21 protein-coding genes are annotated in these 25,300 nt (G+C 67.4%); 12 read left to right on the top strand and 9 right to left on the bottom strand.

Translation table 11 applies throughout. The features are described 5' to 3' along the window. Positions 1-3: 3 nt before the first annotated feature. Positions 4-2,643, top strand: coding sequence for a serine protease (locus KQY30_RS31400; protein ID WP_217309933.1), 2,640 nt, complete (start codon positions 4-6; stop codon positions 2,641-2,643). Between the two features lie 392 nt (positions 2,644-3,035). Here KQY30_RS31400 and KQY30_RS31395 read toward each other — a convergent pair whose 3' ends face one another. The 6 genes from KQY30_RS31395 to KQY30_RS31370 form a co-directional block, all read right to left on the bottom strand. Beyond that, a complete protein-coding gene (locus KQY30_RS31395) occupies positions 3,036-5,228 on the bottom strand; it encodes a PQQ-binding-like beta-propeller repeat protein (protein ID WP_217309932.1) in 2,193 nt (730 codons plus the stop codon). Beyond that, on the bottom strand, positions 5,170-7,380 hold the full coding sequence (locus KQY30_RS31390) for a PQQ-binding-like beta-propeller repeat protein (protein WP_302185347.1): 2,211 nt from the start codon (positions 7,378-7,380) through the stop codon (positions 5,170-5,172). Before KQY30_RS31390 ends, KQY30_RS31395 begins: the two co-directional genes overlap by 59 nt. 7 nt (positions 7,381-7,387) lie before the next feature. Beyond that, the gene (locus tag KQY30_RS31385; RefSeq protein ID WP_217309930.1) at positions 7,388-8,170 is read right to left on the bottom strand and encodes a hypothetical protein; all 783 of its coding nucleotides are present in this window, start codon (positions 8,168-8,170) and stop codon (positions 7,388-7,390) included. Between the two features lie 123 nt (positions 8,171-8,293). Then, a complete protein-coding gene (locus KQY30_RS31380; protein ID WP_217309929.1) occupies positions 8,294-8,824 on the bottom strand; it encodes a hypothetical protein in 531 nt (176 codons plus the stop codon). 378 nt (positions 8,825-9,202) lie between these two features. Further along, positions 9,203-10,222: a winged helix-turn-helix domain-containing protein gene (locus KQY30_RS31375; RefSeq protein ID WP_217309928.1), complete on the bottom strand. Its 1,020-nt coding sequence runs from the start codon at positions 10,220-10,222 to the stop codon at positions 9,203-9,205. 336 nt (positions 10,223-10,558) lie between these two features. Beyond that, complete coding sequence (locus tag KQY30_RS31370) at positions 10,559-11,362, bottom strand: hypothetical protein (RefSeq protein ID WP_217309927.1); 804 nt, start codon at positions 11,360-11,362, stop codon at positions 10,559-10,561. Positions 11,363-11,556: 194 nt separating this feature from the next. Between KQY30_RS31370 and KQY30_RS31365 the strand changes: the two genes are divergently transcribed. Further along, positions 11,557-12,000, top strand: coding sequence for a hypothetical protein (locus KQY30_RS31365; RefSeq protein ID WP_217309926.1), 444 nt, complete (start codon positions 11,557-11,559; stop codon positions 11,998-12,000). 126 nt (positions 12,001-12,126) lie between these two features. Continuing rightward, entirely contained in the window at positions 12,127-12,933 is an 807-nt protein-coding gene (locus KQY30_RS31360) for a hypothetical protein (RefSeq protein WP_217309925.1), read from the top strand. A gap of 99 nt (positions 12,934-13,032) precedes the next feature. Here the strand turns inward: KQY30_RS31360 and KQY30_RS31355 are convergent, their stop codons facing one another. Beyond that, positions 13,033-14,715, bottom strand: a complete 1,683-nt coding sequence (locus KQY30_RS31355) for a serine/threonine-protein kinase (protein WP_302185346.1) — start codon at positions 14,713-14,715, stop codon at positions 13,033-13,035. 284 nt (positions 14,716-14,999) lie between these two features. Between KQY30_RS31355 and KQY30_RS31350 the strand changes: the two genes are divergently transcribed. From KQY30_RS31350 to istB, 7 genes are all read left to right on the top strand, one after another. Further along, on the top strand, positions 15,000-15,764 hold the full coding sequence (locus KQY30_RS31350) for a hypothetical protein (protein WP_254407397.1): 765 nt from the start codon (positions 15,000-15,002) through the stop codon (positions 15,762-15,764). Between the two features lie 117 nt (positions 15,765-15,881). Then, a complete protein-coding gene (locus tag KQY30_RS31345; RefSeq protein ID WP_254407396.1) occupies positions 15,882-16,850 on the top strand; it encodes a tyrosine-type recombinase/integrase in 969 nt (322 codons plus the stop codon). Positions 16,851-16,938: 88 nt separating this feature from the next. Beyond that, positions 16,939-17,259: a helix-turn-helix transcriptional regulator gene (locus tag KQY30_RS31340; RefSeq protein WP_217309923.1), complete on the top strand. Its 321-nt coding sequence runs from the start codon at positions 16,939-16,941 to the stop codon at positions 17,257-17,259. Beyond that, positions 17,256-18,800, top strand: a complete 1,545-nt coding sequence (locus KQY30_RS31335) for a hypothetical protein (protein WP_217309922.1) — start codon at positions 17,256-17,258, stop codon at positions 18,798-18,800. The genes KQY30_RS31340 and KQY30_RS31335 overlap by 4 nt, the downstream gene beginning before the upstream one ends. A gap of 35 nt (positions 18,801-18,835) precedes the next feature. Next, positions 18,836-19,666: a S1 RNA-binding domain-containing protein gene (locus tag KQY30_RS31330; protein ID WP_217309921.1), complete on the top strand. Its 831-nt coding sequence runs from the start codon at positions 18,836-18,838 to the stop codon at positions 19,664-19,666. Positions 19,667-19,938: 272 nt separating this feature from the next. Beyond that, on the top strand, positions 19,939-20,373 hold the full coding sequence (locus KQY30_RS36795; protein WP_254407395.1) for a DUF5395 domain-containing protein: 435 nt from the start codon (positions 19,939-19,941) through the stop codon (positions 20,371-20,373). 316 nt (positions 20,374-20,689) lie between these two features. After that, positions 20,690-21,484 (top strand): IS21-like element helper ATPase IstB, encoded by a 795-nt coding sequence (gene istB, locus KQY30_RS31320; RefSeq protein ID WP_217309920.1) that lies wholly within the window; start codon positions 20,690-20,692, stop codon positions 21,482-21,484. 18 nt (positions 21,485-21,502) lie between these two features. Here istB and KQY30_RS31315 read toward each other — a convergent pair whose 3' ends face one another. Together KQY30_RS31315 and KQY30_RS31310 are read right to left on the bottom strand one after the other, a co-directional pair. Beyond that, positions 21,503-21,892, bottom strand: coding sequence for a hypothetical protein (locus KQY30_RS31315; protein ID WP_254407394.1), 390 nt, complete (start codon positions 21,890-21,892; stop codon positions 21,503-21,505). Positions 21,893-22,683: 791 nt separating this feature from the next. Next, positions 22,684-23,397, bottom strand: coding sequence for a C40 family peptidase (locus KQY30_RS31310; protein ID WP_217309919.1), 714 nt, complete (start codon positions 23,395-23,397; stop codon positions 22,684-22,686). Positions 23,398-23,993: 596 nt separating this feature from the next. On the opposite strand from KQY30_RS31310, the gene KQY30_RS31305 reads away from it, so the two are divergent. Together KQY30_RS31305 and KQY30_RS31300 are read left to right on the top strand one after the other, a co-directional pair. After that, positions 23,994-24,527, top strand: a complete 534-nt coding sequence (locus KQY30_RS31305) for a hypothetical protein (RefSeq protein WP_217309918.1) — start codon at positions 23,994-23,996, stop codon at positions 24,525-24,527. 50 nt (positions 24,528-24,577) lie between these two features. Beyond that, a complete protein-coding gene (locus KQY30_RS31300) occupies positions 24,578-25,096 on the top strand; it encodes a hypothetical protein (protein ID WP_217309917.1) in 519 nt (172 codons plus the stop codon). Positions 25,097-25,300 lie beyond the last annotated feature (204 nt).

The raw sequence follows: 25,300 nt of genomic DNA, 5'->3' as shown, positions 1-25,300 counted from the left end.
GCGATGGCGGGAGGGACGGCCCAGCGGACCGTCGAGGTCGTCAACCGGGAGAGGAAGTCGTACGGTACCGGCTGCCTGCTCGGGCCCGGGCTGGTGCTGACTGCCCATCATGTGGCTCAGCCGGGCGGCGACAGCGTGGTGCAGGTCTGGAGCGCGGCGGGTGCCCGGTTCGTCAAGGCGTCCATGGTGTGGGAGAACCGTGAGCTGGACGCGGTCCTGCTGGCTGCTGACCGTGTTCTGGTGGGCTCTGATGTGGGCATCGTGCGTTTCGGCGAGCTGGTCTGCGACGATCCCGATCTTCGCCCGATGTGCTCCATGACGGGCTTCCCGAAGGCGATGCGGCGCAGGGCGCATGCGAACCCGGACCGGTATGTCGATGACCTGAAGACCGTCGACGGTCGGATCGCCCCGCACACGGGTTCCCGTACCAAGTGGTACGCGTTCGAGGTCGACGGCGCGGTGCCGACGGAGGTGAAGAACTGGCAGGGGCTGTCTGGAGCCGGAGTGTTCTGTGACGGCACGCTGGTGGGGATCGCGACGCTGGTCGACCGTCAGTGGGACCGAGTCCTGCTCGTGCGGCCGGTCTCTCATCTTCTCAGGGATGAGGGCTTCGTACGGGCAATGACCGACCGTACCGGGGTAGTCCCGCGTCTCCAGCCCGCTGACTTGCGGGGCCTGCTCACCAGTGCTCCTGAGCCGACACTGTCCTCTTCCTACCTGCTCGATCCGCGCTCCCGAGTGGTCGGCATGACAGGCATGACCGGGCACATCGATCAGATCGAGCAGTGGTGCCGAGGCACGGGCCGGATGGATGTTGCTGCGGTAACCGGCCTGGGAGGTACCGGAAAGTCCCGTCTGGTCACCGAGCTGCTTGACCGGCTCTCCAATAACCGTGACGGCCTGCGGCCGTGGAGTGGAGGTTTCCTCGCCGAGACTCCCCGCCACACCGAGCACACGCTGTTCGCCTCATCCGCGTACCCGCTGCTCATCGCGGTCGATCTCGCCGAAGCCCGGATCTCGCAGATCCGCGATATGACGGCGGCCCTGGCCGGATCCCACGGCGGCGCTGCGGTCCGCATCCTGCTCCTGGCCCGCGGCGACACATGGTGGCCGGAGCTGAGACGCTACCTGCGGTCCCAGCAGGTAGGCCCTGTCAGTGAGAGGTTCGTGATCACCCCTGACGGTGCGCTCAGCGGTCACAGCTCCGAGGACATCTACGTGGAGGCCGAGGCCGACTTTGCCCGTCGCATCCGACTGCTCCGGCAGACCGGACGCGGCCACAACCTCGACACCTGGCAGGAGGCCGTAGTCGCCGACGCACCACGACGCTACGGAGCCGGTATCGAGCACGCCCCGCCTCAGCCGGTGATTTACCACCACATCGCAGCGCTCGCCGATGTCCTTGCTCGCGCCAATCCCGACTTCGCTCTGCGCGATCATCCCATGGAGGTCCTGCTTGCGAACGAGGAAAACTACCTGCGCCGTATCGCCGAAGCCCGGATGAACACCGGCGCCGTCGACACCAAACTGATCCGCACCCTGGTCACCGCCCAGTTCCTGACCGGAGCACAGACCGTCCAGCAAGGCCGGGCGACTGTCCAAGCCGGCTTCGACGTCCACCACCGCGGCTACGGCCCCACAGCCCCACCGGACGCAGCCCAACTGGCTGCTCTGGACGACATCCTGGCCGCCGCCTACCCAGCCACCGACGGCGCCCGCTGGGGCTCCATCGGCGAACCGCTGGCAGTCGCCCTGCTCACCGAAGTCGAAGCCGACAGCAACCAGGGCTTCATCGAACACCTCCTCCAGCACGAAGCCCTGGAAACCGATCAGTGCGGCCAGGCCCTCAGCACCATCGTGCGCGCCGCTCCAAAACAGCCTGGCCTCGCCGACAGCGCGCACCGGGCCGTCGCGGCCGCGCCACAGCGGCTCCTGCCGCTGGCAATCCGAACCGCCGCCGCTGAACTGAGCGCCGAGGCCGCCCGCCAGTGGCTCGCAGGTCTCAAACACACAGTCGATGACCACGCCGCCCGGCCCGGAGCCGACCCGGACACCTACGAATGGGCAGCCAACCTCGTCGCCAGGGTCCAAACACATGCCGACAGCGGCGGCGACAGTCTGGAAGAACTTACGGACATCCTCTCAACAGCCCAAAGGAGTAAACGAGCCTCCAGCGCGGACGCGAATGCAGTCCGTCCCCCCACCTCCGGCTCACGATCATCTACCAATTCTCGGCCTACGCTGGTGAAGCCCCGGGTGCACGCGCTGACCCGAGCCCTCGCGACCGTCGTCGCCCTTTGTCATCTGCTCCTGGTCGCCGGTATCACGTCGTACGCGGCGCTGACTGCGAGCGTCGAAACTGACGGCTGGATGCTGTGGTTCTACCTGCCGTTCAACGTGTTCATACAGCTGGCTGCCGCCGGCCTCATAGGCAGTCGGATCGGCGACGCTTTCCTGAATTGGGTCGCACCGCCTTTCGCGGTCGGCACGACCACCCTGTTCGCGCGGCTTGCGGAGCTGCCGCTCCTCTCGCCCTGGCCGTCTTGGACGCCCTGGGTGCTGTGGCCGCCTGTCTTCGCCATCGGCCTCTACGCACTGACCTTCACCTGGCGCATCCGGTTCGGACACTTCCAACACCCCTAGTTCCCGGTGCAGTTCGCCCCAGGACGGACAGCACCCCCGGTACCGGCAGCGTATTCCGTATGGGCGGCGCGATGCAGCTCTCGGGCCAGGGTCGTTCGCGACGGGCGCGGGCGATCGCCGTGTGCCGGGTGATTTCGGCGACTTGCTGTGCGGCGTGGGCGCCGTGGCGACACACGGTGCCGCAGCAGAACGCGACGCGAGACGGAGGTAGCGGCGACGGCATGCGGTGTCTGCAAACCAGCCGCCTGAGACGGCGCGGTCCGTCGTCGGCTACGCCGTAGCTACGCAGGATGAGGGACCGACCCGGATTGGCGGCCTGAAACGGCTGCTTCGCCGGGAACCTCTGCCATGAGGTCCCCTCCCGGAGGGCCGGTGCACTTTCGATGGGCTGCTCAGCCGCGCTCGGCCAGCGTGAAGCAGAAGAGGGTGGTGGCCACGGTGACGAAGACATTGTGGCCGACGACCGTACCGCCCCAGTCGCCCGAGGCTCCGATGACCTCGTGGAACCAGACTTGTTCGCCGGTGCCCGCGTCGAAGGCGTACAGGCCCTTTCGGGCCGCGCACAGGAATAGGCCCCTTGCGGTGCCCAGCAGCCGGAGCTCGGCGAGTGTCGAGCCGGCTTCCCAGCGTGCCCTGCCGGTGCGGATGTCGAGGCCGCGCAGCACTTTGTCGTCAAGGAGGCCGACGACGGAGCCCGAGCGGACGTAGCCCTGGTTTTCCCTGGCGGTGGTCCGCACCGACCAGCGGGAGGCGCCTGTCTCCGGATCGAAGGCGGCAAGCAGCCCGCTGGTGGCGCCGGTCGCCCCGGCGCTGGGATAGCAGAACAACGTGTCACCGACGAGGTTCAGGGTGGACGACGTGAAGATCAGGAACGTGTCGTTTGCCGCCGGGATCCGGGTGGGTCTGCTCCACTTGGTGGTGCCGTCCGCCGGGTTGAGGGCGAGCAGGTTCATGTCGGCGTCGAGGGCGTAGCACACGTTCCTTCCCTCTGGAGTCGCGGAGGCGTACACGCAGGTCAGGTCCCTGGACCACACGGCACGACCGGTGTCCTTGTCCAGCACCGAGTAACCCAGCAGATTCGGGGACGGGGGCCCGTTCTTCGCGTTACCCCAGGTGATCACGTCGCCTCCGGGGGTGGCGCCGTCGGCGGTGTCCGCATGTCCTGCTCTCCAGCGCACTGTGCCGGACTCGATGTCTGTTGCCTGCAGGTTCGCCGTGCCGCTGCGGGTGACCACCAGTTCGCGGGTCACCAGGGTCAGTTGGGGTACTTCGGCCCCGTTCGGGGCCACGGTCCACAGCGCTTTCCCGGTGCGGGCTTCGTAGGCGTGCAGTCTGCCGTCGAGCCGGATGGCGTAGACGTGCCGGTCGTCGGCCGCGTACTCCTTGGTCTGGCCACTGAGGTCCTTCCACAGCGGGCGTCCCGTGGTCCGGTCGAAGGAGGCGCAGGTGGTGTTCGACGTGCACAGCACTGTGGACTCCAGCGCGCCCGGAAACATGCCGGAGTCTGGCAGGCGAGCGGTCCAGGCCAGTTCGGGCAGCGCCGACGGCCGGTCCGCGCCGGACGAGCGCAGCAGCACGGCGGCGCCCGAGCTGGCTGCTGCCGCCAGCACCGCACCCGCGACCAGCAGACGCCGACGCACCAGCGGTGGGCGCAGGTCGTGGCGCAGCGCCCGCTGAGCCTCGATCACCTGGCTCTCTACGGCGCCGAGCCAGCCTTCCCGGGCCTGCGGAGGCAGTAGTGACCGGAGCTCCTCGATGCTCGGACGCCGGGCTGGATCCTTGTCGAGGCAGGCGGTCAGGGTGCCGAGCAGTCCGGTCGGTACACCGTCCAGGGCTGGCGGTGCGTGGACGACACGGGAGAGCACTGCTTCAGCCCTGCCGGAGCCGAATGGCGGCGCACCGGTGGCCGCGTAGACGAGCACCGCGCCCAGGGCGAATACGTCGCTCGCGGGGGTGATGTGCCCGCCGTCGGCCTGTTCCGGTGACATGAACTCCGGTGATCCTTCGGGGTGTCGGCCGACGGACGACTCGTCGGCGTCGATGGCCCGGCTGATGCCGAAGTCGATGATTCTCGGCCGGTCGGACGTGAGCAGGATGTTTGACGGCTTGAGGTCGCCGTGCACCACTCCGGCATGGTGGACGGCGGCCAGCGCCTCGACCAGGCCTCCGCCGAGCATCCTCAGGGTTCCCTCGGGCAGTGGCCCGGGGTCTTTGACGGCTGCGTCGAGTGACGGCCCCGGGATGTAGGCGGTCGCGAGCCAGGGCTGCGGTGCGTCCGGGTCGGCGCCGACGACAGGTGCGGTGTAGGTGGCGTTGACGGCCTGTGCCGCTGCCACCTCCGTGCGGAAACGTGTCCGGAAGCCGGGATCGGCAGCCAGTTCGGGCCGTACCACTTTGACCGCCACGGGACGGAGCCGACGGGAGACCGCCAGGTAGACCTGGCCCATGCCGCCACCACCCGATTTCCGGATCACCCGGTACGGACCGATGCGCGACGGCGTCGCAGGGGATGACGGCGGCGTTGGATCAGGGGTCGTCACGAGGTCTGCTCCCGAAGGCGTAGAGGAAGGTGCCGGATGCGGCATAGACGGTGGTGCCGGACGCCCGCAGCCGCCAGTCGCTTGTCTTTTCCTTCTCGTTGGTGGGCTTCCGGATCCACAGCACTTTGCCGTCCGCCGCCCGCAGAACGGCGAACCCGCCGTTGACCAGCGGCATGGCCACGAGGGACGAAGTGACCGCCGGGCCGTGGTTGTCGTAGATCGACACGTCCCCGATCTCGCCGGGGACGCGCCATATCCTGGCCCCCGTACGCGTGTTGAGCGCGAACACGGAGTGCCCGTCGCTGAGATAGGCCCGCTCGCCGAAGGTCCTGACCGGATCAAGGGTGGTCGACTCGTTCAGCCTGGTCCACAGTCGGCGGCCGTCGGACACGGCGAACGCCTGCAGTCTGGTGTCGGCTAGGAGCGCCACTGTGCCGTCGCTGACGACCTCTACACTCGGACCTTCGTTGAGACCCGGGTCGACCGACCAGCGGGTCCTGCCCGAGCGCAGGTCGAAGCAGTGCAGGTCACGGCCGCCGGCCTCGGAGACGAGGCACCGGTCGCCGACGATGCAGGCGTTCGCCATGCTGCCGTTGCGTGACCACAGCGTTCGCCCCGACGCCAGGTCAACGGCGCGTACCGCCACACCGTCGGTGATGGAAGTAATCAAAGCAACAGACGCGGTGGCGGCGAGCACGTCGGCGATGTACATGCCGTCGGTGACCGGATGGACGAACGTGGTCCGGCCCGAGACGTCCATGCCGATCAGGTAGGTGCGCTGGTCGCCGTTGACGGTGGCGAACAGCGTCGACCCGTGCAGCCTGAGCCACTGGGGGCGGTCGTCCAAGGCGTCGGACGGCAGCTGAGGCCGGGCAGTCCAGAGTGGTTTCCCGGTCCTCCGGTCGTAACCCTTCGCATCCTTCTGGTCCCAGAGCACCAAGGTGTCCCCGGCAAGCTCAAGGCCATGCCCGAAGCCGGCGCCCACCGCCGCCGGCGTCTCCCATACCGGCGCCGGACTCGCGGGGGCTGACGCGCGGGGCCGCACCGTGCTCTGTCCGTCGGGTCCTAGGGCGGCACGCAGCCGGAGCAGTGCCGCTGCGCCGGCTGCCACGGCAGTGCCCCCTCCGGCCACCCACAGGACGTGGCGCCGACGTAACCGGCGTGCGGCGTCAGCGGCTGGCAACGGCAGGGCAGGGGCGGCGTTCAGCACGGCCGCGTGCTGCTCCCGGCGCGCCAGGTCCTTCCTCAGCTCCGGCGTGAACAGGACGGAGGTGTCGTGGAAGGCCAGGTCCCTGATGATCTCCCCGGGTTTGGGACGCGTTGCAGGATCCCTGCCCAGGCATCTCTCAATAAGCTGTCTCAGGGCCCCGGGCACACCGTCGAGGTCCGGGACCGCGTCCGCTGTCCTGGAGAACACCGCCGCAGTGTGTGAACCGAAGGGACCGTGGCCGGTCAGCGCATGGACCAGGACGGCAGCCAGGGAGAAGACGTCAGCCGGTGGGCCCGGTCTGCCGGCGGACTCGAACTGCTCGGGTGCCATGTAGCCGCTTGTTCCTAGCGCCTGGCCCGCCCTGGTGATATGTACCGGTTCCTCCAGTGCGCTGATGCCGAAGTCGATGACGAGGGGCCGGGGCGAGGCCATGAGGACGTTATCCGGTTTGATGTCGCGGTGGACGATGCCAGCCTCGTGGATCTCCTGGAGCGCCTGGGCAAGACAGGTGCCCAGAGCGCGCGCCGCTGGTTCGGACAGCACCCCGAAGCGGTTCACGACCTCGGTCAGGGACGGCGCCGGCACATAGCGGGCCGCCAGCCAGGGACGTTCCGCATCGGCGTCCGCCTCAAGGATTGGTGCGGTGAAGTTCCCGCTCACCCTCTTGGCGGCTCTGGTCTCGAAGTGGAAGCGTGCCCGGAAGTCCGGGTCCTCTGCGTACTCGGGGCGGATGACCTTGAGGGCGACCAGATGCGACCTGGTGGAACGGGCCAGGAAGACCTGCCCCATACCCCCTTCGCCGAGCAGCTGGAAGACCTCGTGTCCGCTGATGCGCCCCGGGACACGCAGGAGCCCGGGCGGCGGGGCGTGGGACCGCTGCGAGGGCGCGGCCCTCCGCCAGGCGTCGGAGGGCGGACGGGCGCCCGATGGCTGCGGGTCCGCCTCGGAAGGCGTCCTGTCGGGGGGAGGTGTCCGCGTCTCGGCCATGGCGGCGTCAGGTGAGCGAGCCGAGCACGTCGCGTGCGGCGTCCTTCGTATACTGCTCGGCCTGCTGCTCGGACAGGCCGGAGTCTGCCCTGTAGGTGTACTCGACGGTGAACGTGGCGTTGCTCTCGTTCACCACGAGTGTGGCATTTCGTAAGGAGAACGGCTCCTTGTCGATGGTGTGGATCAGGTAGGCCTTGTCCCCGATGCCGCCGACCGCACGGGAGTCGGTGATGGTCTGCACGTCCTTGAGAGCGGTGAGGGCCGACTCCTTGTCCGTGTCGTAGTTCGACTTCGCAGTCGCACCGATGTTGAGGTTGACGTCCAGTGTCGAGCCGGAATCCGACTTCCATGTCGGCATCCTGAGGAAGCCCCCTGGCCCTTCCCCACTGAACTGTGAGGGTCTGCACCTCGCTGCAGGCAGGATCTTCGCAAGGGTGTCAGGCTTGACCAGTCGACACTCCTCAGGCGCGGCCTTGAACGTCTTCTCCTTCGCCACGTGCGTCGGCTTCTGGGCAGCCGCCGACTTCACCGCCCCGTTGTCGTCGCCGCTCAGGACTCCGACCATCACACCGCAGACCGCCACGACGACGACCGGTGCGCCGCCGATGAGCCAGGGCCGGGCCGCACCGCCCGGTCCGCGCAGGATGGTGTCCGGGGGCGCCGGGTCCGACCAGGACGAGGCGGGCGGCTGGAGCGGCCGGGCAGGCGCGGGCGCCCCGCCGTCCCGTCCCTCGGGCGGCAAGGCATCCGCCGGACCGTCCTGTCCACTGTCTGTCCGGTCGTCACTCACCGGTCACCTCCAAGTCCTCCGCGACCCGTTGCCCCCGTCGGAGAGAGCCCCAGTGGCGGTGCGGGGGGGGAAGGACACCGACGGTCCGGTGCCTTCCCCGATACCGGGTGCTTCCCAGTGCTGTCAGGGCAGAAGCTCCAGACCCGTATGCGCGCTGAGTCTGACCAGGATGTGGCCAGCCCATCGAGTGCGCTCCGCCACGCAGATCTCCAGCGCTTCAAGTGCCCTGCTGCCGGCTGCTTCGGCGTCCACGCCGTCGTCCGCGGCCAGCCGTCTGATCTTCTCGGTGGCCTGGCGAAAAGCGGCGAACGCGGAGTTGGTCTGCGGCTCGCCCATGCCGAGGTAGGTCAGTTCCGCGGTACGCAGGCGCAGCTCGTCGGAGCAGTCGGCGACATCCTTGTCGAACTGCTGTACGTCCAGGCTGTCTTCCCGTGCGGCCTGGTGTGCCCTGCGCAGCAGGTCGAGCCACCGGTCGGCGGCCGCACGCGCGTTGACGTAGCAGGCGATACCGTAAGCGGCCCTGTCCTCACCGCGTACAGTGTTCTCCCGCCGCTCCCGCCGCCGTTCCAGGTGAAGCGGCCCGAGGTAGGTCAGGACGGAGCCCAGCACCGTTCCGCCAGCGCCGCAGAGCACGCCTAAGAGCGCGGTGTCCATGTGCACCTCGTTGTGTCGAGCCCTCGTGACTGCGCTCCATGCCGACAGTGCGAGCCGTATACCCCACCGTGCGACGATGTATGCACAGGAGCGTTACCCCCAGCGACCGTGCTCCTTCGGTGAGTCGGTCAGGGCTCAGTATGTCACCGGCAGGCGTCAGACGGTGGCGCCTGCAGAACGCGAACGCTGCCGCCAGGCCCTCGTACGGCAGGCCGAGCCGCGGTACCGGCGCGACCGCCTGCTGCCCTCGGGTAGCTCCCGGGCGCACTGACTGCACCGCCGGACGTTCCTCCTGGCCGTACGTCCGGCCGCGGCGGTCATACTGTCCCGCGCCTTCGCGTCCTCGGCGCGGTACGGCGGTGCCCGTGGTCACCGCCGTCAATGCCGGGACGGGCGGTACGAGGTGTTCAAAAGAGCGGTGCCAAGTCCGGTGGGGCTGTGCAGCGCGGTGTTGGGGTGCCGCATGGTGCGAATCAGTCCGGCTTCGCGCAGGACCGTGGCGTGTTCGCTGGCGCTGGCTGGTGAGATGCTGACGAGGGCGGCGAGTTCTTTGGTGGTGCAGCCGGGATGTTCGGCGACGGTGTTCAGCACGGCTGCCCGGGTATGGCCCAGCAGCGCCGCCACCGCAGCCGTGGTCTTCGGCACGGCTGATTCGGGGGTGAGGAAGGTCAACCGACGCATGGGGTCGTCGTGGCTGACCGGGTAGGTGACGAGGGGCTGCGACGTTTCGTGATCCCAAACGCTGGCGGAGCTCGTGAGAAACACCGAAGGAACCAGCAGCAGGCCGCGGCCCTCCAGGTGCAGGTCGTGACTGATTTCCCTTAATACCGTCCGGATTTCGAGTACCGGCGGGCTCCAGCGCATCCACTGCGGATTGGCCTGGGCCAGCAAGCGCTCGACGCCGCCGCTGAGCAGGTGCCGCATGCGCACGGTTCGGTCAGCCGCGAAGTGGTCGGTGATCTGAGTCCAGTAGGGGGCCAGCAAAAGAGCGTGCAGCTGGCTGAGCCCGTCGTAGAGCCCCTTGCGGACAGTGGCGTCATCTGCCAGGTCACGAGCCCACGTGGGGAGGGCCTGCTTCTCTGCGATCTCAGCCATGTCCGCGTGTATCTGCTGGCGTGGTGTTGCGCTTACCTGTTCCAGCACTTCCTCGGGCGTTCCAGCCTCGGCGGGCGCGAGGAAACCCGGTGACCACCCAAGCAATGGGACGAGAGACAGAGCCATCCGTGCTTCACCGGACAGCCGTGGATGAGCACGCCGCCGCCAGGCGTCCAGCAGAACGGGCTGGGTACGCCCCTGCAGTGTCACCATCGCAGCCGACAGTTCCACCAGCGGTCTGGGCGTCTCGGCAACCCGGGTTCGCGCCAGATCCTGGGCGGTGAAGTGAATGCGGTAGACCATAATCCCCCCTCCCGCGATCAGTCCGCCGATCTTCCCGGAATGTCGTTGTTCGGTCCAGGCCGAATCAGGTCGAGTCCAGGGCGCCAAGAACGGAACCTGGAAACGACATCTGGACTGCCGACCAGGGTTCCGACCACGTCATTTCGGCGACCTCACTCGCTTACTGTGACGAGAGGGCAGGGCACCATATGGCCGTCCGGTGAAAGTACTTCACCACTCGTCAGCTGCCTTGGAAAGAAGGTGCAGCAATCATGTGGGGGCATGGCCTTCTCGCTCTGCTGGAGCAGTATCTGCAGTGGCGCTACGGACCGATCACGGCGGCTGGGCTGTTCTTCGTCACTCTCGGCATGAAGGAAAATTCGGAAAAAATGCTGTGCACGGGCGGAATACTCGCTCTGCTCGTGATCCTCTCATTATGACCAAGCCGGGACACTCCAAGCGCACTCGGTCATCATTGGACCCCGCTGCCGCATCCGTGCGCGGCAGCCCAGTCTCAAGGTCACTTCTCTGGCGGAGGCTTGCGAGGACGGCTGTGGGGCCAACAGCCTCCGTCGCCGCTCTCTCGGCAGCGGCCTCCGCCTCAAGCAGTTCCCGCGTGGAGTGGGCGAGACCGGCGAAGTAGTCGCTGGCCCTCTCCACGATGTTGTCCTCGGTCTCGGTGCGGTCGTGCGCGGCGGTCGCGTTGACGAGAATCAACAGCTCCCACACCTGCTTGGCGTTCCCGTCGTTCACCGCCTGGTCCAGGCGAGCGCACAGGTCACGGCGAGCCCCCGCCTGCTTACCAAGCCAGTCCCGTGCCTCCTGCACGGCATCCATCAACTGCCCCTGGGTTTGCGCGCTCACTCCCGTCAGGTCGGCGATCTCGCCGCACACCCGGCGCACCACGACCACGGAGTCGACCTTCCGGGCGTCGGCCAGCCGACGCAGCAGCCCCCGTGCCCGGGCATCTGCGTCCGGCCCCTTCCGGGCCTTGCCCGGAGACCATCGCGCCGCGCGGGGCGTGTTGCGGGCGGCCTGGACGATCCGTTCGACTGCCGGCGTCGACAGTCCCCGCTCCGTCATCTCGCACTCGTCCAGCCCGAACCACTCGATGGGCCGCGCGAACGCCTCACCGTCAACCCTTTCATCGACGCGGACCATGTCAGCACGGCGAAGCTCATGAAGAAGAAGTAGCAGGCCTCCGGCCCCGCCTGCTCAAGTACGGGCCTGGCGAGGCGGCAGCGAAGACAGGCCGGGCGCTCTCCACTCGCGGCGCTGCGCCATCAAGGTGAAGGTCGCGTGCCCTGCGGCTAAATCGCGCAAGCTCGGCCGCCCGTCGGGATAGCGATACGGGCATGGACCTCAATGACGTTCTCGATCGCGCAGAGTTGCATGGGGAAGTGGCTCACCGGTTCGGCAATCCGCCCGCCCCGGGGCGACGCCCGCAAGTGGATGCCTACCTGGCCCGCGCGTGGTCTCTCCTCGACACCGCGATGAGGACGTATGACCCGGCAAACGCCGAAGCTCTGGTCCGGGCGGCGGCGGAAGCTCACCGGCAGTACACCGCACCCGGCGCCCTGAAGACCGCTGGCTTCTTGCACTTCATCTTCCGGGAGCTCGCCCCGAACAAGCAGTTGGACGTCGACCTGTGCCTTCCCCCGCAGGTGGAATGGGCCGCTCGTGTGGTGGAATGCGTACGGGCGGGACTGGGCGACAAGAGCTTCTCGCAGCTGATCGAGGGCATCAACGACATCCTGGTCGACCTGGCCGACGAGGCCGAATCGGTCAGCGTGAGGTGACTCCGGCTCTCTTCGTACGCGGCGCTGGGCTCGACGCCGGACACCTCGCCGCCGCTCATGCCCGTCTCCCACACTGGCGCGGACGGCGCTGCGGCACTTGGGCAGGCATTGCTCGTTAGCCGGTGTATGGATTCCACGATGCTGGGCCAGGGCGGTTCGGTCCCTGAGCCGACGGCCCGGTCGGTATCGTTCCGCGTCACCCTTGACCTGAAGCCAGCGGAGCACCGTGCGCTCAAACGCTGGTGTGATCAGGCTGTCGTCGACCTCGATCTTCCCGATGAAGTACCGGTAGCAGCCGTTCTGCGCCTGCTGGGCGAAGAATTGATGCGCTCTACTCGTCTCGCCCGCCGCGTTCGGGCTCGTCTCCTCGAACCGGATTTCTTCCTGTTCCCAAACCCGGTGCCCGGCAGTGACGCTAGCGGCGTGATGACGCCGGTTTCGCTGGGCGGAGGTGGGCAGGAGGAGGTGCTGAAGTACCTGAACGAGGCCATCCGGCTCCGCGATCAGACCGTTGCACAGGCGCACAGCCTTTGGGCCGGAGCTCATCGCCGGTTCGCCCGTCAGATGGGGGATCTGGTCGAAGCCGCTATGAACGCTCATACGCCGATGTGCCCGACGACAGCCGAGCAGATCTTGCATGCCATCCAGCAGGAAACGGTAGCGCCGGAACAGGGAGTGGCCACCGTGACGTCGGGCAATACCACGCTGATCGCAGAGGAAGCGCCCTGTCCTGAGAAGGATGTTCCATCACAGGCCAATGCACCGCAACAGCCTAAAAGTTCAGCAGTGCCCGCGCAGGCCGCAGGTCCGGACGAGCCCCAGGCGACTTCGGTCTCCCCAAGGACCCGGCGCCCTGGAGATCGTGCAAGAGGCGGACATCACGGCAGGCATCAACATCGACACTCTGATGCGGCAACTCAGAGGGCGATATGAAGGTTGATGTCTGATTCGTGACTGGTTTGAGTGAGGCTTGCGGGTCGGGTGTCCGCGTGAGGGGTCAGGGGTGCCACGATCTGGCAGCCGGTAGGCAGATCAGGGATGGGCGGGACGCGCCACGTCGCCGAAAACGCCGCGGAGTACCCGGATGAAGGCCGCCACCGCGACCGGTACCGTCATGAGGCCGTCCAGCATCAGGACTGCGGACACAAGCCCCCTGAGGAGGAGGAGCCTGCCGTCTCCCGCGTCCTCCTCGGCACCCGCGGCCGTCCCTATGAGCCAGAGGAAGTTCGCGATCACGGTCCCCGTCAACAGGAGCCAGAAGCACCCGATGGCCACATTCCAGGTCCGGGTGACGGCCACCGGATACTGCTCAAGCCGGGCGCGGAAGTACTGCAGCACGATCAGCATGACGATGAGGATCAGTGTCGACGGCAGCCGCCATCCGTCGTCCGTCATCGCCCACTCGGTCAGGTCCTTCCAGCCCCCCAGCTCCAACGAACTACTCGTGTGATCACGAGCGATCGCCTTCAGGCTGGACCCAGTCGCCAGCAGAACGGTCGCGGGCGCCAGTCCGAACAGGCTCAGCAGCGGGTGGCTCAGCGGTCCGCGCCGCACCCACGGGTTCACCCACACTTGTTGCCGTGGCCCGGGATGAGCCGGCACGGCCCTCGGTCCTGCCGGGCGGGGCTGTGCGGGTGGCTGGTACGCGGGAGGCGCGTACGAGCGCGGTGTGGCGGAGCCCGACAGGTACGCGCTCCGCCCGGATGGGGGCGTAATGGACGAGGGCTGGGCGGACGACGGCGGAGTCCAGGGCCGGGAACCGGAGTCGGCCTCGGTCACCACTGCTGTACGAGGCGGTGGCCCGCCGCCTGTCCCCGCCCTTGTGGCGTCGTCCTCAGCCTCGACGCTGAGGAGCTGCTCTGCTTTCCGGGCGATCGCCAGGACAAGAGGGCCGGGCAGCCAGGGCTCGTCTGTACCGTGTTCCTCTGCCCGGGCCAGCAGGTCTTCCGGAGAGGGACGGTCCGCCGGCCCCTTGGCCAGACAGTCGCCCACCACTGCGGCGTAGTCCTCCGGCATGCCGTTCAGGTTCGGTTCATCGTGGACAGCCCGGTACAGCAGTTCCGGTGGCGAGCCGTTCCCAAACGGGCCGCTCCCCAAGGCCGCAAAGGTCAGCACCGCCCCGAGCGAGAAGATGTCACTCGCGGGGCCCACCTGCTCCCCATGCGCCTGTTCTGGTGACATGTAGCCGGCGGAACCCACCACCGAGCCTGTTGCGGTGAAGGCCGTGTCGTCGGCTGCCCGGGCGATCCCGAAATCGATCAGCAACGGCCCGTCCGAGGACAACAGAACGTTCGTCGGCTTGAGATCGCGGTGTACCAGAGCGCACCCATGCACCGTGCTCAGGGCCCGGGCCAGCCCGGCAAGCAGCCGCCAAAGGGACGGCTCGGGTAGCGGTCCGTGGTCGTGGACGGCCTCGGCGAGGGACGGACCTGGAACATAGGCGGAGGCCAGCCACGGAATCGGGGCATCCGCGTCGGCGGCCAGCACCGGCACTGTTCCTGCCCCGGAGACCTCCCGGGACACACGGACCTCCCGCGCGAACCTTTCCCTGAAGCCCGGCGCACTGGCCATCCCCGCATGCACCATCTTGACCGCCACCGTCTGACCGCCCGGCGACCGGCCGAGGTACACCCGCCCCATGCCGCCCTCACCAAGGCGGTACAGCAGCCGGAACGCACCTACCCGCCGCGGATCCTCAGCCGTCAGCGACTGCACCCAACACCCCCACTGAATAGTGCACTTGGACGGTCAGAGAATCTTGGCAGTTGCGGCCCCATGCGGCCACAGGTACACAGCAGCCTGTGCGAGGCGTCGCGGTACCAGGCGCCGAATTTCCAACGCGCTGCACCTGCCTGGCTGCGTAGGTGAGTTCCAAGAACGTCTGTCGCTCAGCAGCGAGAACGCCCGGCTCCACGGGAGAGTGATGTCGCCGAGTTCTGGAAACACCTGGGTGCTTGCTTCGGGACCATGGTTGTGCTCTGCACGACGAGGGGGCCCGGGTGCTGCCGAAGTCCAAGGTCGATCTGTACGCGGCAATCCGCCGTGACGCCAAGGCCGGCCTGTCGCCGCGTGCGGTCATGCGGAAGCACGGCGTTGGCTACGAGACGGTACAGAGGGCGCTGGTGTCGGCACTGCCGGAACCGCGAAAGAAGATGCAGCCGCGGGAGACACGGCTGGACCCCTTCAAGCCGGTGATCGACGCGATCCTTACGACGGACCTGACCGCACCGCGGAAGCAGCGCCACACGGCCAAGAGGATCTACGACCGCCTGCTGGACGAGCACAACGCCGTCGACATCTCGTATCAGATGGTCCGCGGATACGTTTCCGCCCGCCGCGAGGAGACCCGGCTGCAGGCCGGCAAGGGAGTCGTGGACGCGTTCGTCCCGCAGACCCACAAGCCCGGTGCTGAGGCCGAGGTCGACTTCGGGGACGTCACGCTCAGGCTGGCCGGCGAACTGGTCACCTGCTACCTGTTCGCGTTCCGGTTGTCGTACTCGGGCAAGGCCGTCCACCGCATCTTCGCCTCGGCCGGGCAAGAGGCGTTCTTCGAGGGCCACGTCCACGCTCTCAACGTGCTGGGCGGGGTGCCGACCGGGAAGGTCCGCTACGACAACCTTAGGGCCGCCGTTGCTCAGGTGCTGGGCCTCTCACGCCGCCGGGTGGAAGCCGAACGCTGGACTGCCTTCCGGTCGCACTATGTCCATGTTCCCGTGGGTTCCCGCCGCATCCCGGCTGCGTCAGCAACCTCGATGGCTGCGTGATCTGGGGCTTCCGGTCTCGTGGACACGATCGGGTGATTGCTGCTCGTTTCTCGGAAATCCTGAAGTCTCCTCAGCTGTCATGGCGGAGTCGCTGGATAGCTGAAGAGGAGGAACGGGATGGCACTGGCCGTCGTGCGCGATCTGCGGCCGGAGCTCCGGCTGGAGACTGCCGAGGAGGTTGCGGCCTTCGAGCAGGATCTGCTGGCTGAGTTCGTGCTCGCCCGGGCCTCTGCCGGAGTACTCGACAACACCATCCGCGGTGACGTCGGCCCCGTCCTTGGCCTGCGGGAATGGTTCGGCCGGCCTCTGTGGGAAATGGAGGCCCACGACCTCGACCGGTACTTCGGGCGGCACCGTCGCGACTCAGCCTCGGGCACCAAGGTCCGCCAGGCCGCGGCCTTCGCCGTATTCTTCGAGTTCCTCGAACTACGGCACAAGGCTGGCATCCACGCGGCCACCGGCTTCGTTGTCGAGTCCCCACTGGATGAGATGAACCGACCTCGGGGTGGCACCTCCGCGAGGCTGCGGATCCCGCCGCCAGAAGCGGAGGTCACCGCGCTCTTCGGCGGCTGGCGGTGTGACATGGAAGAGGCACGCAAGTACGCTCCGGCCGCCCGGAATTACACCGTCTCGCGGCTGGCCAGCCTCATCGGCCCGCGGATCTCGGAACTGTGCCTGCTGCGGATCGGCGACGTTCGCTGGGACTTGGGGCGGTTCGGCAAGGTCCTCCTCAAGGGCAAGGGCAGTCAGGGGCGTGGCAAGAAGGAACGGCTCGTCCCGCTCATCAACGGCTCTCGTGACCTGCTGGAATGGTGGATCACCGGGCCGCGCTGGGAGTTCGACGACAAGGTCAACGACCCCCGTGCCCCTCTCTTGCCCTCAGAACGCAGATACGGCGACGGCTCCAGCAGGGCCGTGACCGACGACGCTCTCGCCGAGGCGGTTGCCCGGCATCTGCCGCACCAGGTCGGCCAGCTCACACCGCACGTGCTGCGGCACTTCGCCGCTTCCGACCTCTACCGCAACGGCATGGACGTCGTTGCCATCCAAGAGATACGCGGACACGAATGGCTCAACACACCATGATCTACGTACACGTCGAGAAGTCCCACGTCGAAGATGCCTGGATCCGCGCGGGGCAACGTGCCGCAACCCGATTCGGAGGGACACGCCGATGAAGTGGAACCTGCGGATGGTCGCCGCCCAGCGCGACATCTGGAAGGCGTCCGAGCTCCAACGGATGCTCGCGGACGCCGGATTGGTGATCTCTGCCGGCAAGATGTCCCACCTGTGGTCCGGACGGCCGCTGACCGTCCGCCTGGCCGACCTCGACATCATCTGCGAGGTGCTGGACTGCACGACCGCCGACCTACTCGTCCCGGAGAAGGCCAGCGTCCGGCAGGAGACCACGACACTGGGGGCGGAGAAGCAGGTCGTCGGCGGCAGCCCGATCACGCACCAGCGCCGGCCGGGGCGCTCGGGGCCGCCGCTATGAGCACGCCCGTCCGGCGATCACGCCCCTGGGCCACCCGCAGCTGCCGGGACTGCTTTGGATGGGGCTGGATCGACCGCCCTCGCTGCAAAGCATGCTGGGGCTTCACCTCGAAAGCCACCAGCCGCCACTGCGACGTCTGCACACGCGAGGTCGCCGCGTTGGACGGGATTTGCCGCCTCTGCCGCCGCCAGGCCAGCCTGATCGCCGGCCCGGACAACAAGACCCGTGTCGACCTGACGGTAGCGGCCCGCACGGGACAGCAGTTCTTCATCATCGGCACCCTGCGACCGCGCGGTGGCCCCCGGCCTCAGCCCGTTCCGTCGGAACCGTGGTCACCGCGGTCGCACCATGTTCCGCCACGCTGGACAGAGCTGTTGCTGTTCGAGATGCCACGCGAGCTCCGCGGAGTCAGCAGCAAGGCCCCACCGCTCGACCCTCAACTGTTCGCATCCTTGAGTGCCCGGGCCGCCCGGATCGCGGAGCTGCATGGCTGGCCGCCCCGCACTCTCGGCTCAGTGCGACGCGGCATCCGCATTCTCTGCGCGGTCCACCGGCCAGGTGAGCGGATGCGGGCCTCAACCATCACCCAGCTCACTTACACGGCAGTGCCGGCCAACCACGTCCTGGCGGTGTTCGATGAACTCAACATCTTCCTCGACGACCGGCCCGACTCGCTCGACGCCTGGCGCGAGGAACACCTGTCCTTCCTTGCCTCCGATGTCCGCTCTGAGCTGGGCGTCTGGATCGACATCCTGAGACACGGGCCCCCGCGTCGCAGGCCACGTGCCCGAGCCACGGTCATCACCAACCTGAGGAGTATCCTGCCGTTCCTGACCGAGCACGCCGGTAGGTACACAACCCTGCGGCAGGTCACACAGGACGACATCACCAGCTGGCTCGCCGACCGGCCCCATCGTGCCTACGACGCCAGCGCCTTACGGTCGCTGTTCGGCACCCTCAAGGCTGAGCGGCTGATCTTCGCCAACCCGATGCGGGGCGTCAAGGGCGGTAAGCTGGCGATCAAGATCCCCGCGTCCCTAACTGCGGACGAGGTGGAATCCGTCGCTGCTGCCGCACTGCAGGATCCGGCCCTTCGCGTGGTCGTGGCCTTGTCCGGTGTCCATGCACTGCCCGCCCGCCAGATCCGCGCGATGCTGCTGGAGCAGGTGGACCTACCCGGCCGCCGGCTCGATCCCGAGGGCCTGAACCGTCCGCTGGACGACTACACCGCCGAGGCGATCGGCGAATATCTCGCCAATCGCCACCATCACTGGCCGAACAGCACCAATCCACACCTGCTGGTCAGCCGGAACACAGCCACGACGACAACGGCAGTGGGCACATTCTGGATGGACAGGTTGGTCAAGGACCTACCCGTGGGCGTCGACCGACTACGGCAGGACCGCATCCTGGAGGAGGCTCTTGCCAGCGGAGCAGATCCACTCCACCTCGCGCACGTGTTCTCGCTCGGTGCCAGAACTAGCCTCCGCTACACGACCGCCGTCGCCGTCTCGGCCGCCGAGCACGAATCCCTCCCATGACCTGACGGACGGTTTCCCGTGAGAGGCTGGGCGGCATGGGCGGGGTGTCGGACGATGAGCTTTCCCGGAAGTTTCTGGCTGCGATCCAGGTCGGTGATGTCTGCAGCGGGATCGTGGCAGCGGTAACTCCACGAGGTGTGTCGGTGATCCTGGACGGTTTCGCCGTACGTCCGCTGGGGTTCGTGGGGTCGCTGGATCTGTCCTGGGTCCGGTTCTCGGCAGCGGCGGTGGAGGTCGGCGACCGGATCACCGCCGAGGTGACTGCCATCGACCTTGAGCAAGGTCGAGCCTGGATGTCCACGGCCGCCACGGAGAACCCCGAGCTCTGGGCATTCCTGAAGACCCTCCGCGCCGGAGAAGTACTGTCGGGCCAGATCGGGGCGATCGAACGGTTCGGAGTGTTTGTGGCGCTGGACGACGGCCCAGACCATCCGGTCTTCCCCGGCGTCGGGTTCATCACGATCCCCGAGCTGTCCTGGCGACACTTCGAGACAGCTTCGGACGTCGTTCAAGTGGGCCAGCGCGTTAGGTGCGAGTTCCTCCAGTTCGATACAACGAACGGAGAGGCCAGGCTGTCCCTGCGAGCGACGCAGCCCGACCCATTCCAGACCTTCGCCGAGACCACGACGGTGGGGCAGGCGCTGCAGGGACGAGTTACCAAGCTGGTCCCGTTCGGAGTGTTTGTGCGGGTCACCAACGACATCGAGGGACTGGTCCATCTTCAAGAGCTCACCTGGACGCCTGTCGAGGCTCCAGAGGCGGTCGTTCAAGTCGGCGACGAGATCACGGTCGTCGTCACAGAGATCGACCGAGAGCGACGCAGGCTGTCCCTCTCCCGACGGCAGGCTTCTACGGCTCTCGACTGACCTCTTCGGGTCTCGCCGCAACCTGCAAGCTCTGAACCACCGTCTTCGTTCCGACAAATTGCTCTCCTGACACCGTGGGTTCGTCGCGACCACCCTTCAGAATTCGCGAACCCACGGAAGATCGGCCTGGAAGCCTTCTACTGCCAGCCCGGCATCCGCGGCGCCCACGAAAAGTGCGGAGTCGAGGGCCAAATCGGCTGGTTCCGCCGCAACCACCTGGTCCCCGTCCCCGAAGTCGACACTCTCGCCGAACTCAACGCGATGATCGACCGGTGGGACCACGAGGACGACCCCGGCGCATCCGGTCCCGTCCCCGCACCATCGGCGAGTACTTCGCGGCCGAGCAGCCGTTGCTGGTGCCCCTGCCGGAGGAACCGTTCGAGACAGGCCGCCTCTCCACACCGCGGGTCGACCGTTACAGCCAGATCTGTGTCCGGATGAACCGATACTCCGTGCCGGTCCGTCTGATCGGGCGAACCGTCCGTGTCATGCTCCACGCCTCCGAGCTGGTGGTGTACGACGGCCGCGAAGAAGTCGCCCGGCACGAACGGCTCATCGCCCGCGGTGCTACCCGCCTCGAACTCGACCACTACCTGAAGGCCCTGATCCGGAAACCGGGTGCCCTGCCCGGCGCCACCGCCCTCGACCAGGCCCGCGCCGCCGGCCGGTTCACCCCCATCCACGCGCCTGGTGGCAAGCCGCTGTGAAGGCCCACGGCGAACGGGGGGGCACCCGGGCCCTGATCGAGGTCCTCCTCCTCAGCCGCCACCTGCCCCACGAACACCTGATCACCGGCCTCGCCGCAGCGCTGAAGACCGGCGCGTTGACCGCGGACGCCGTCGCTCTGGAAGCCCGCAAGGCAGCTGACGCCGAGCCTGAGGAACCGCCGCAGCCGGTCGCTCCCGGGAGCCAGCCCGGTATCGCTCCGCTGCCCGCTGCCGTCCGGGCCCAGCTGCCGCCCGACAACCGCCCGCTGCCCTCCGTTCCGCCGACCCGACCGCCCCACCCCTTGAGGAGAACGCCGTGTCCCTTCCCCGCCAGCGAGGACTCACCGAGCAGGCCGCCACCACCGCCGTCGACCAGGCATGCAGGATGCTACGGCTGCCCACCATCCGGTCCCAGTTCCCCGAACTCGCCGAGACGGCGGAGCGCGAGCAGATGTCCTACCTCGGCTTCCTCGCCGAACTTCTCCTCGCCGAGTGCGATGACCGGGCCCGCCGACGTTCCGAACGGCGCATCAAGGCCGCGGGGTTCCCCCGCGACAAGGCGCTCCGCAAGTTCGACTTCGATGCCAACCCGAACATCGACGCGGCCATGATCCATACTCTCGCCAAGTGTGAATGGATCAAGAAGGGCCTGCCCCTCTGCCTGATCGGCGACTCGGGCACCGGCAAGTCCCACCTGCTGATTGCCCTGGGCACCGAGGCCGCGATGGCCGGCTACCGGGTCAAGTACGTCTTGGCGACGAAGCTGGTCAACGAGCTCGTTGAGGCTGCCGACGAGAAGCAACTGACCAAGACCATCGCCCGCTACGGCCGCGTCGATCTTTTGTGCATCGACGAGCTCGGCTGCATGGAACTCGACCGTCGCGGCGCCGAACTCCTCTTCCAGGTTCTGACCGAGCGGGAGGAAAAGAACAGCGTGGCGATCGCCTCGAACGAATCCTTCTCTGGCTGGACAAAGACGTTCACCGACCCTCGCCTATGCGCGGCCATCGTCGACCGCCTCACCTTCGGCGGCAACATCATCGAGACCGGCACAGACTCCTACCGCCTCGCCACCACCCGTGCCCGCGTCGAACAACAAGCGGTCAAGTGACCTGAGGCGGGTCAGCTGTTACTGAACACGGCCAAGGCTCCCGAAGACACGAATCACCCACTGATCCATTCGGGTTCCGAAGTCCGATGCCGAGGTGATGTCCGAGGCGGGGAGGCAACCAGCGTCATCGAGGTCAGCGACGAAGTCCACATCGGCCCAGCCACCACGGAACAGCACAACCGACAGCACGGCCTCAGCCGGACCGGATATGACCACGCCAACCGAGTCGGGATCATGAACGCGAGCCCTGTCGGTCTCCAGTGGCTGAGGCCACGACGCCTCCGCATCCCTCCAGGTCGACCGGCTCACTTCAAGGCCAGCCGACGTCCAGCTCACGGCCCGCTCAGCCAGAATGACAGCCGCATCATCAAGATCAACAACTCTGTCCATGAGGGGATCATCCCTCATGAAAGAATCCCGGCGGTCCGAGATCGCGAAGCCCAGACCACGAGACGCGGACTCCTCCTGTTCCTACTTCTCACCAACATCCTCAGGGCTCTCGGCCTCTGATCGTTCTCAGAATGCGTCGACAACCGATCCTGCTTTTGACCTACGCAGCCACGGGGTCAATTTTCAGGGACGGGCCAGTGTGAGGAGGCCGCAGCCGTATGCCTCCACGCCTGCGGCGCGGACATCGCCCCGAGCGACGGTCACCTGATCGGGTCCGGACGGGACGCCGAAGTCGAGCACTGGCCCGACTGCACCACCCCCGCCGCCCTACCCCTGCCACAGCCCCGGAAGACCTGCGACAACTGCGAAGGCCCCGGCCGCGGCCACGAAGCCACCGACTCCAACGGCTTCTCCGGCCGCGTCTGCGCACGCTGCGCCCGCGAGCCCTCCTACCTGCTGTCCTTCGCCTGAACCCTGCCCCGCCCGACGACCGGAGGAAGCCGTGCCCGCCCAGCCCGACCCCGTGCTCCTGACCCGCAGCGACCCCGAAAGGGCACGGTCAGCATCAGCAAACCCGCACGCATCACCCGTGACATCACCGGCGGCCTGCGCATCGCATTCGATGAAGATGAAGACGCCGACTCCAGTGACTATTGCAGCGTGGGCAGTGTCGTCGTCGGCAACCCCACACTCAGCCGGAAGTCCTGATCACGCGGCAGTTGGCATGTTGTGTCGGGCTTTCCCGGGGGTGCCGCGTCTCTCCTCGCGTTGAGCCGCCAGCCCGGGAATCGAGGCGGTTTCGGTTTCGGTCACGGAGTGATGTGGCGGTAGCTGACGACATCTGACCGGTCGGGGAGCGGCGCGGTGGTGACTTGACGGCCGTGGCCGGGTGCGTGGATGACCTGGCCGTCCCCGATGTAGAGCTGAACGTGTCCACCGTTGTTGCTGATGATCAGGTCGCCGGGGACGAGTTTGCCTCGGGTGGTTGTCTTGCCGGCCTTCGCCTGGTCCCAGGTGGTACGCGGGAGTTCCACGTCGGCCTTCTCCCAGGCACGCATCACCAGACCCGAGCAGTCGTAGCCGCGCGGGCCGGTGCCACCCCAGACGTAGGGCTTTCCGAGCTGGTCCCGCGCAAACGCGACAACTGCCTTGGCTCCTGACTTCGGCGCCTCCTTGGGCGTCTCCTTCTTCGGCGGATCCGGCTTGGGCGGGTCGTTCTTCGGCGGGTCGGTCTCCGGCCGATCTGCCCCGGCAGGGCCCATTTGCGGCTGCGTGGGGTACGGGTCGGCGGGGACGCGCAACGTGTCGCCGGCGTAGATGAGTGTCGAGGTGCCCAGATCGTTCAACTCCTGGAGGACCTTGACGCTCGTGCCGTGAGCTTCAGCCAGGGCGTAGAGCGTGTCACCGGGGCGCAGCGTGAGCTTCTTGGCGCTTGCGGTCGCGGTTCTCGCCGGGCCCGGGTCGGTGGACCTCGGCGGCTTCGCCGACGAGGAGTGAGATGCGGGCGGGGAGGGCTCTTCCACGACTGTGGTTGGGGGTGGGGCCGATGTGGCCGGGGAGCTGTGCACGCCGATGACTGCGCCCAGTAGGACGGAGGCGATCCCGGTTACGAACACGGTGACTGCGGCCGCCGTCAGCTTCGACACTAGGCGCACGAGGGCCCTGGTCCGTGTGGGCCGGGCATGCCGTCCGCGGGGCACAGTGCGCGGCTTTCTGGCCCGCGGGGCGGGGCTTTCTTTTCTGAGCATCGTGGCCTCCTCCGGGCCCCGACGCGGCGCCCTGCCGGAAGCCTTTTGCAGCCGGTAAGTGCCCGGCAAGAGCCTTTGCTGTCCCGGACAGTCCGAGTCTGTCCAGGACGGCATACCGCTCACGTCCGCAGGCACTCAGAGGCAATCTGACCTGCACGGACACCTTCGGACTGTCTCGGACTCCGTAGGTCATTGCTCATGCGGCGGGCCACCCCGACTCTGGTCTTGGGCCGGTCGCAGCCGGGAGCGATTTCCTCCTGGTGCTGCCTCAGCGCAGCCGGATTCCCGTACCCGCCGGTGCTGTCCTGCCCGGCTGTCCCGGGCTACCGGACCGGCCCCCTTTCCCTCTTTCATTCGATCAGGAGTCAGCAATGCGTCTTGCACGCGTTCACAGGGCCCGCCTCGTGGTGGTCACCGCGGTCGTGGGTCTGATGGCCGGCGTCGTCGCCGCCCTGAGCACAGCCCAGGCCAACGAGGAGTCAGCGGAGTGCAGGCTTCGGCACGTCAAGGTCTACCCGGGCGACAAGATGCCTCCGTCCTGGCGCTACGGCGAGGTGGACTTCCAGGTCACCGTCTGCCCTGACGAAGACGCCTCCGAGTGGGACACCCAGGCCATCGCCATCACCAACAAGACCGGTTCCGCGGTCGGCCGCCTGCTTGAGTCGGCCGACCTGAAGGTTGCGGCATCAGGCGAGAACAAGCAGACCCGCAACGCCAGTTACTCAGGCAGCTTCGTCGTGCGGGACTGCCTTCCCTATGCCGAGTGGCCCTGTAGGGGGACCTACAAGATCGAGGTGGGCTTCGCCTTCACCGCCGACAAGAAGGACGGCCAGGTACGGCTCGTCTACGGCGGCGCCATCAACAGCACCGTCCCCAGCGCCATGACGGTCTACCGCACACCGTGACCCCGCCTGACCCCACCCCGTCCGCTGTCGAGCTGTGTAAAGGAAATCCAGTGAAACTGAAGCGCATCGCCACCATCACTGCCACCTGCGGTCTCATCGCGGGGGCCCTGGTCACCGCAACCATGGCACAGGGATCGGCGGCGCCCGCCCAGCGGGCTGCAGCCTGCCAGAACGTCAACGTCACCCTGTATCCCGGCAGCCAGCTCACCCCCCGCTACGGGGAATGGAGCATCGACGCACTGGTCTGCCCCACGAAGAAGCCCAGCAGCTGGAAGACACAGACCAGCGTCGAACTGAACGCAACAGCCAGCAATCTGGCCTTGACCGTTCTCGACGAGCCGACACTGAGCATCACTGAGACCGGGACCAACCAGTGGAACAACTACGCCCGGTACGAAGCGACCTTCAAGTCACAAAGCTGCACCCCTAAAGTCGGCTGGCCCTGCTGGAGCACCAACACCTGGAAGGCATCGCTCACCATCACCGCCGACAAGAAGACCCGCGAAGTGAAGACCTACGTCCAGAAAAAGCAAGTACCGCCCACGTTCGCACTCTGGTCCACCCCCTGACACTCCGCTGGCCTCCGAGCGCCCATCCCTTCTCCAGCTCTGCCGGACACTCGAAGGCCGCTGCGGGGCGAGCCATGCGCCGGGAGCGGAGACGCGGGCCGACCAACGGCCAGAAGAACCACGGACCCGGCTCTGGCTCTGGTAGTCGGAGCGAGCCCACACATCCGCAGGTTCAGAAACAGGCACGGAACCGCTGATCCTGTA

Source organism: Streptomyces sp. GMY02 (assembly GCF_019056675.1).
In the GTDB taxonomy this organism is placed as follows: domain Bacteria; phylum Actinomycetota; class Actinomycetes; order Streptomycetales; family Streptomycetaceae; genus Streptomyces; species Streptomyces odonnellii.
Note: the sequence above shows the minus strand (reverse complement) of the source record. Positions and strands in the feature narration are given on the sequence as shown.

Coding starts and splice junctions, on each gene's coding strand:
- KQY30_RS31340 (WP_217309923.1), top strand. CDS start 16,939: ATGAAGTGGAACCTGCGGATGGTCGCCGCCCAGCGCGACATCTGGAAG.
- KQY30_RS31390 (WP_302185347.1), bottom strand. CDS start 7,380: ATGGCCGAGACGCGGACACCTCCCCCCGACAGGACGCCTTCCGAGGCG.
- KQY30_RS31305 (WP_217309918.1), top strand. CDS start 23,994: ATGCGTCTTGCACGCGTTCACAGGGCCCGCCTCGTGGTGGTCACCGCG.
- KQY30_RS31315 (WP_254407394.1), bottom strand. CDS start 21,892: ATGAGGGATGATCCCCTCATGGACAGAGTTGTTGATCTTGATGATGCG.
- KQY30_RS31380 (WP_217309929.1), bottom strand. CDS start 8,824: ATGGACACCGCGCTCTTAGGCGTGCTCTGCGGCGCTGGCGGAACGGTG.
- KQY30_RS31360 (WP_217309925.1), top strand. CDS start 12,127: ATGGATTCCACGATGCTGGGCCAGGGCGGTTCGGTCCCTGAGCCGACG.
- KQY30_RS31335 (WP_217309922.1), top strand. CDS start 17,256: ATGAGCACGCCCGTCCGGCGATCACGCCCCTGGGCCACCCGCAGCTGC.
- KQY30_RS31375 (WP_217309928.1), bottom strand. CDS start 10,222: ATGGTCTACCGCATTCACTTCACCGCCCAGGATCTGGCGCGAACCCGG.
- KQY30_RS31395 (WP_217309932.1), bottom strand. CDS start 5,228: ATGCCGCATCCGGCACCTTCCTCTACGCCTTCGGGAGCAGACCTCGTG.
- KQY30_RS31330 (WP_217309921.1), top strand. CDS start 18,836: ATGGGCGGGGTGTCGGACGATGAGCTTTCCCGGAAGTTTCTGGCTGCG.
- KQY30_RS31365 (WP_217309926.1), top strand. CDS start 11,557: ATGGACCTCAATGACGTTCTCGATCGCGCAGAGTTGCATGGGGAAGTG.
- KQY30_RS31400 (WP_217309933.1), top strand. CDS start 4: ATGGCGGGAGGGACGGCCCAGCGGACCGTCGAGGTCGTCAACCGGGAG.
- KQY30_RS31370 (WP_217309927.1), bottom strand. CDS start 11,362: ATGGTCCGCGTCGATGAAAGGGTTGACGGTGAGGCGTTCGCGCGGCCC.
- KQY30_RS31345 (WP_254407396.1), top strand. CDS start 15,882: ATGGCACTGGCCGTCGTGCGCGATCTGCGGCCGGAGCTCCGGCTGGAG.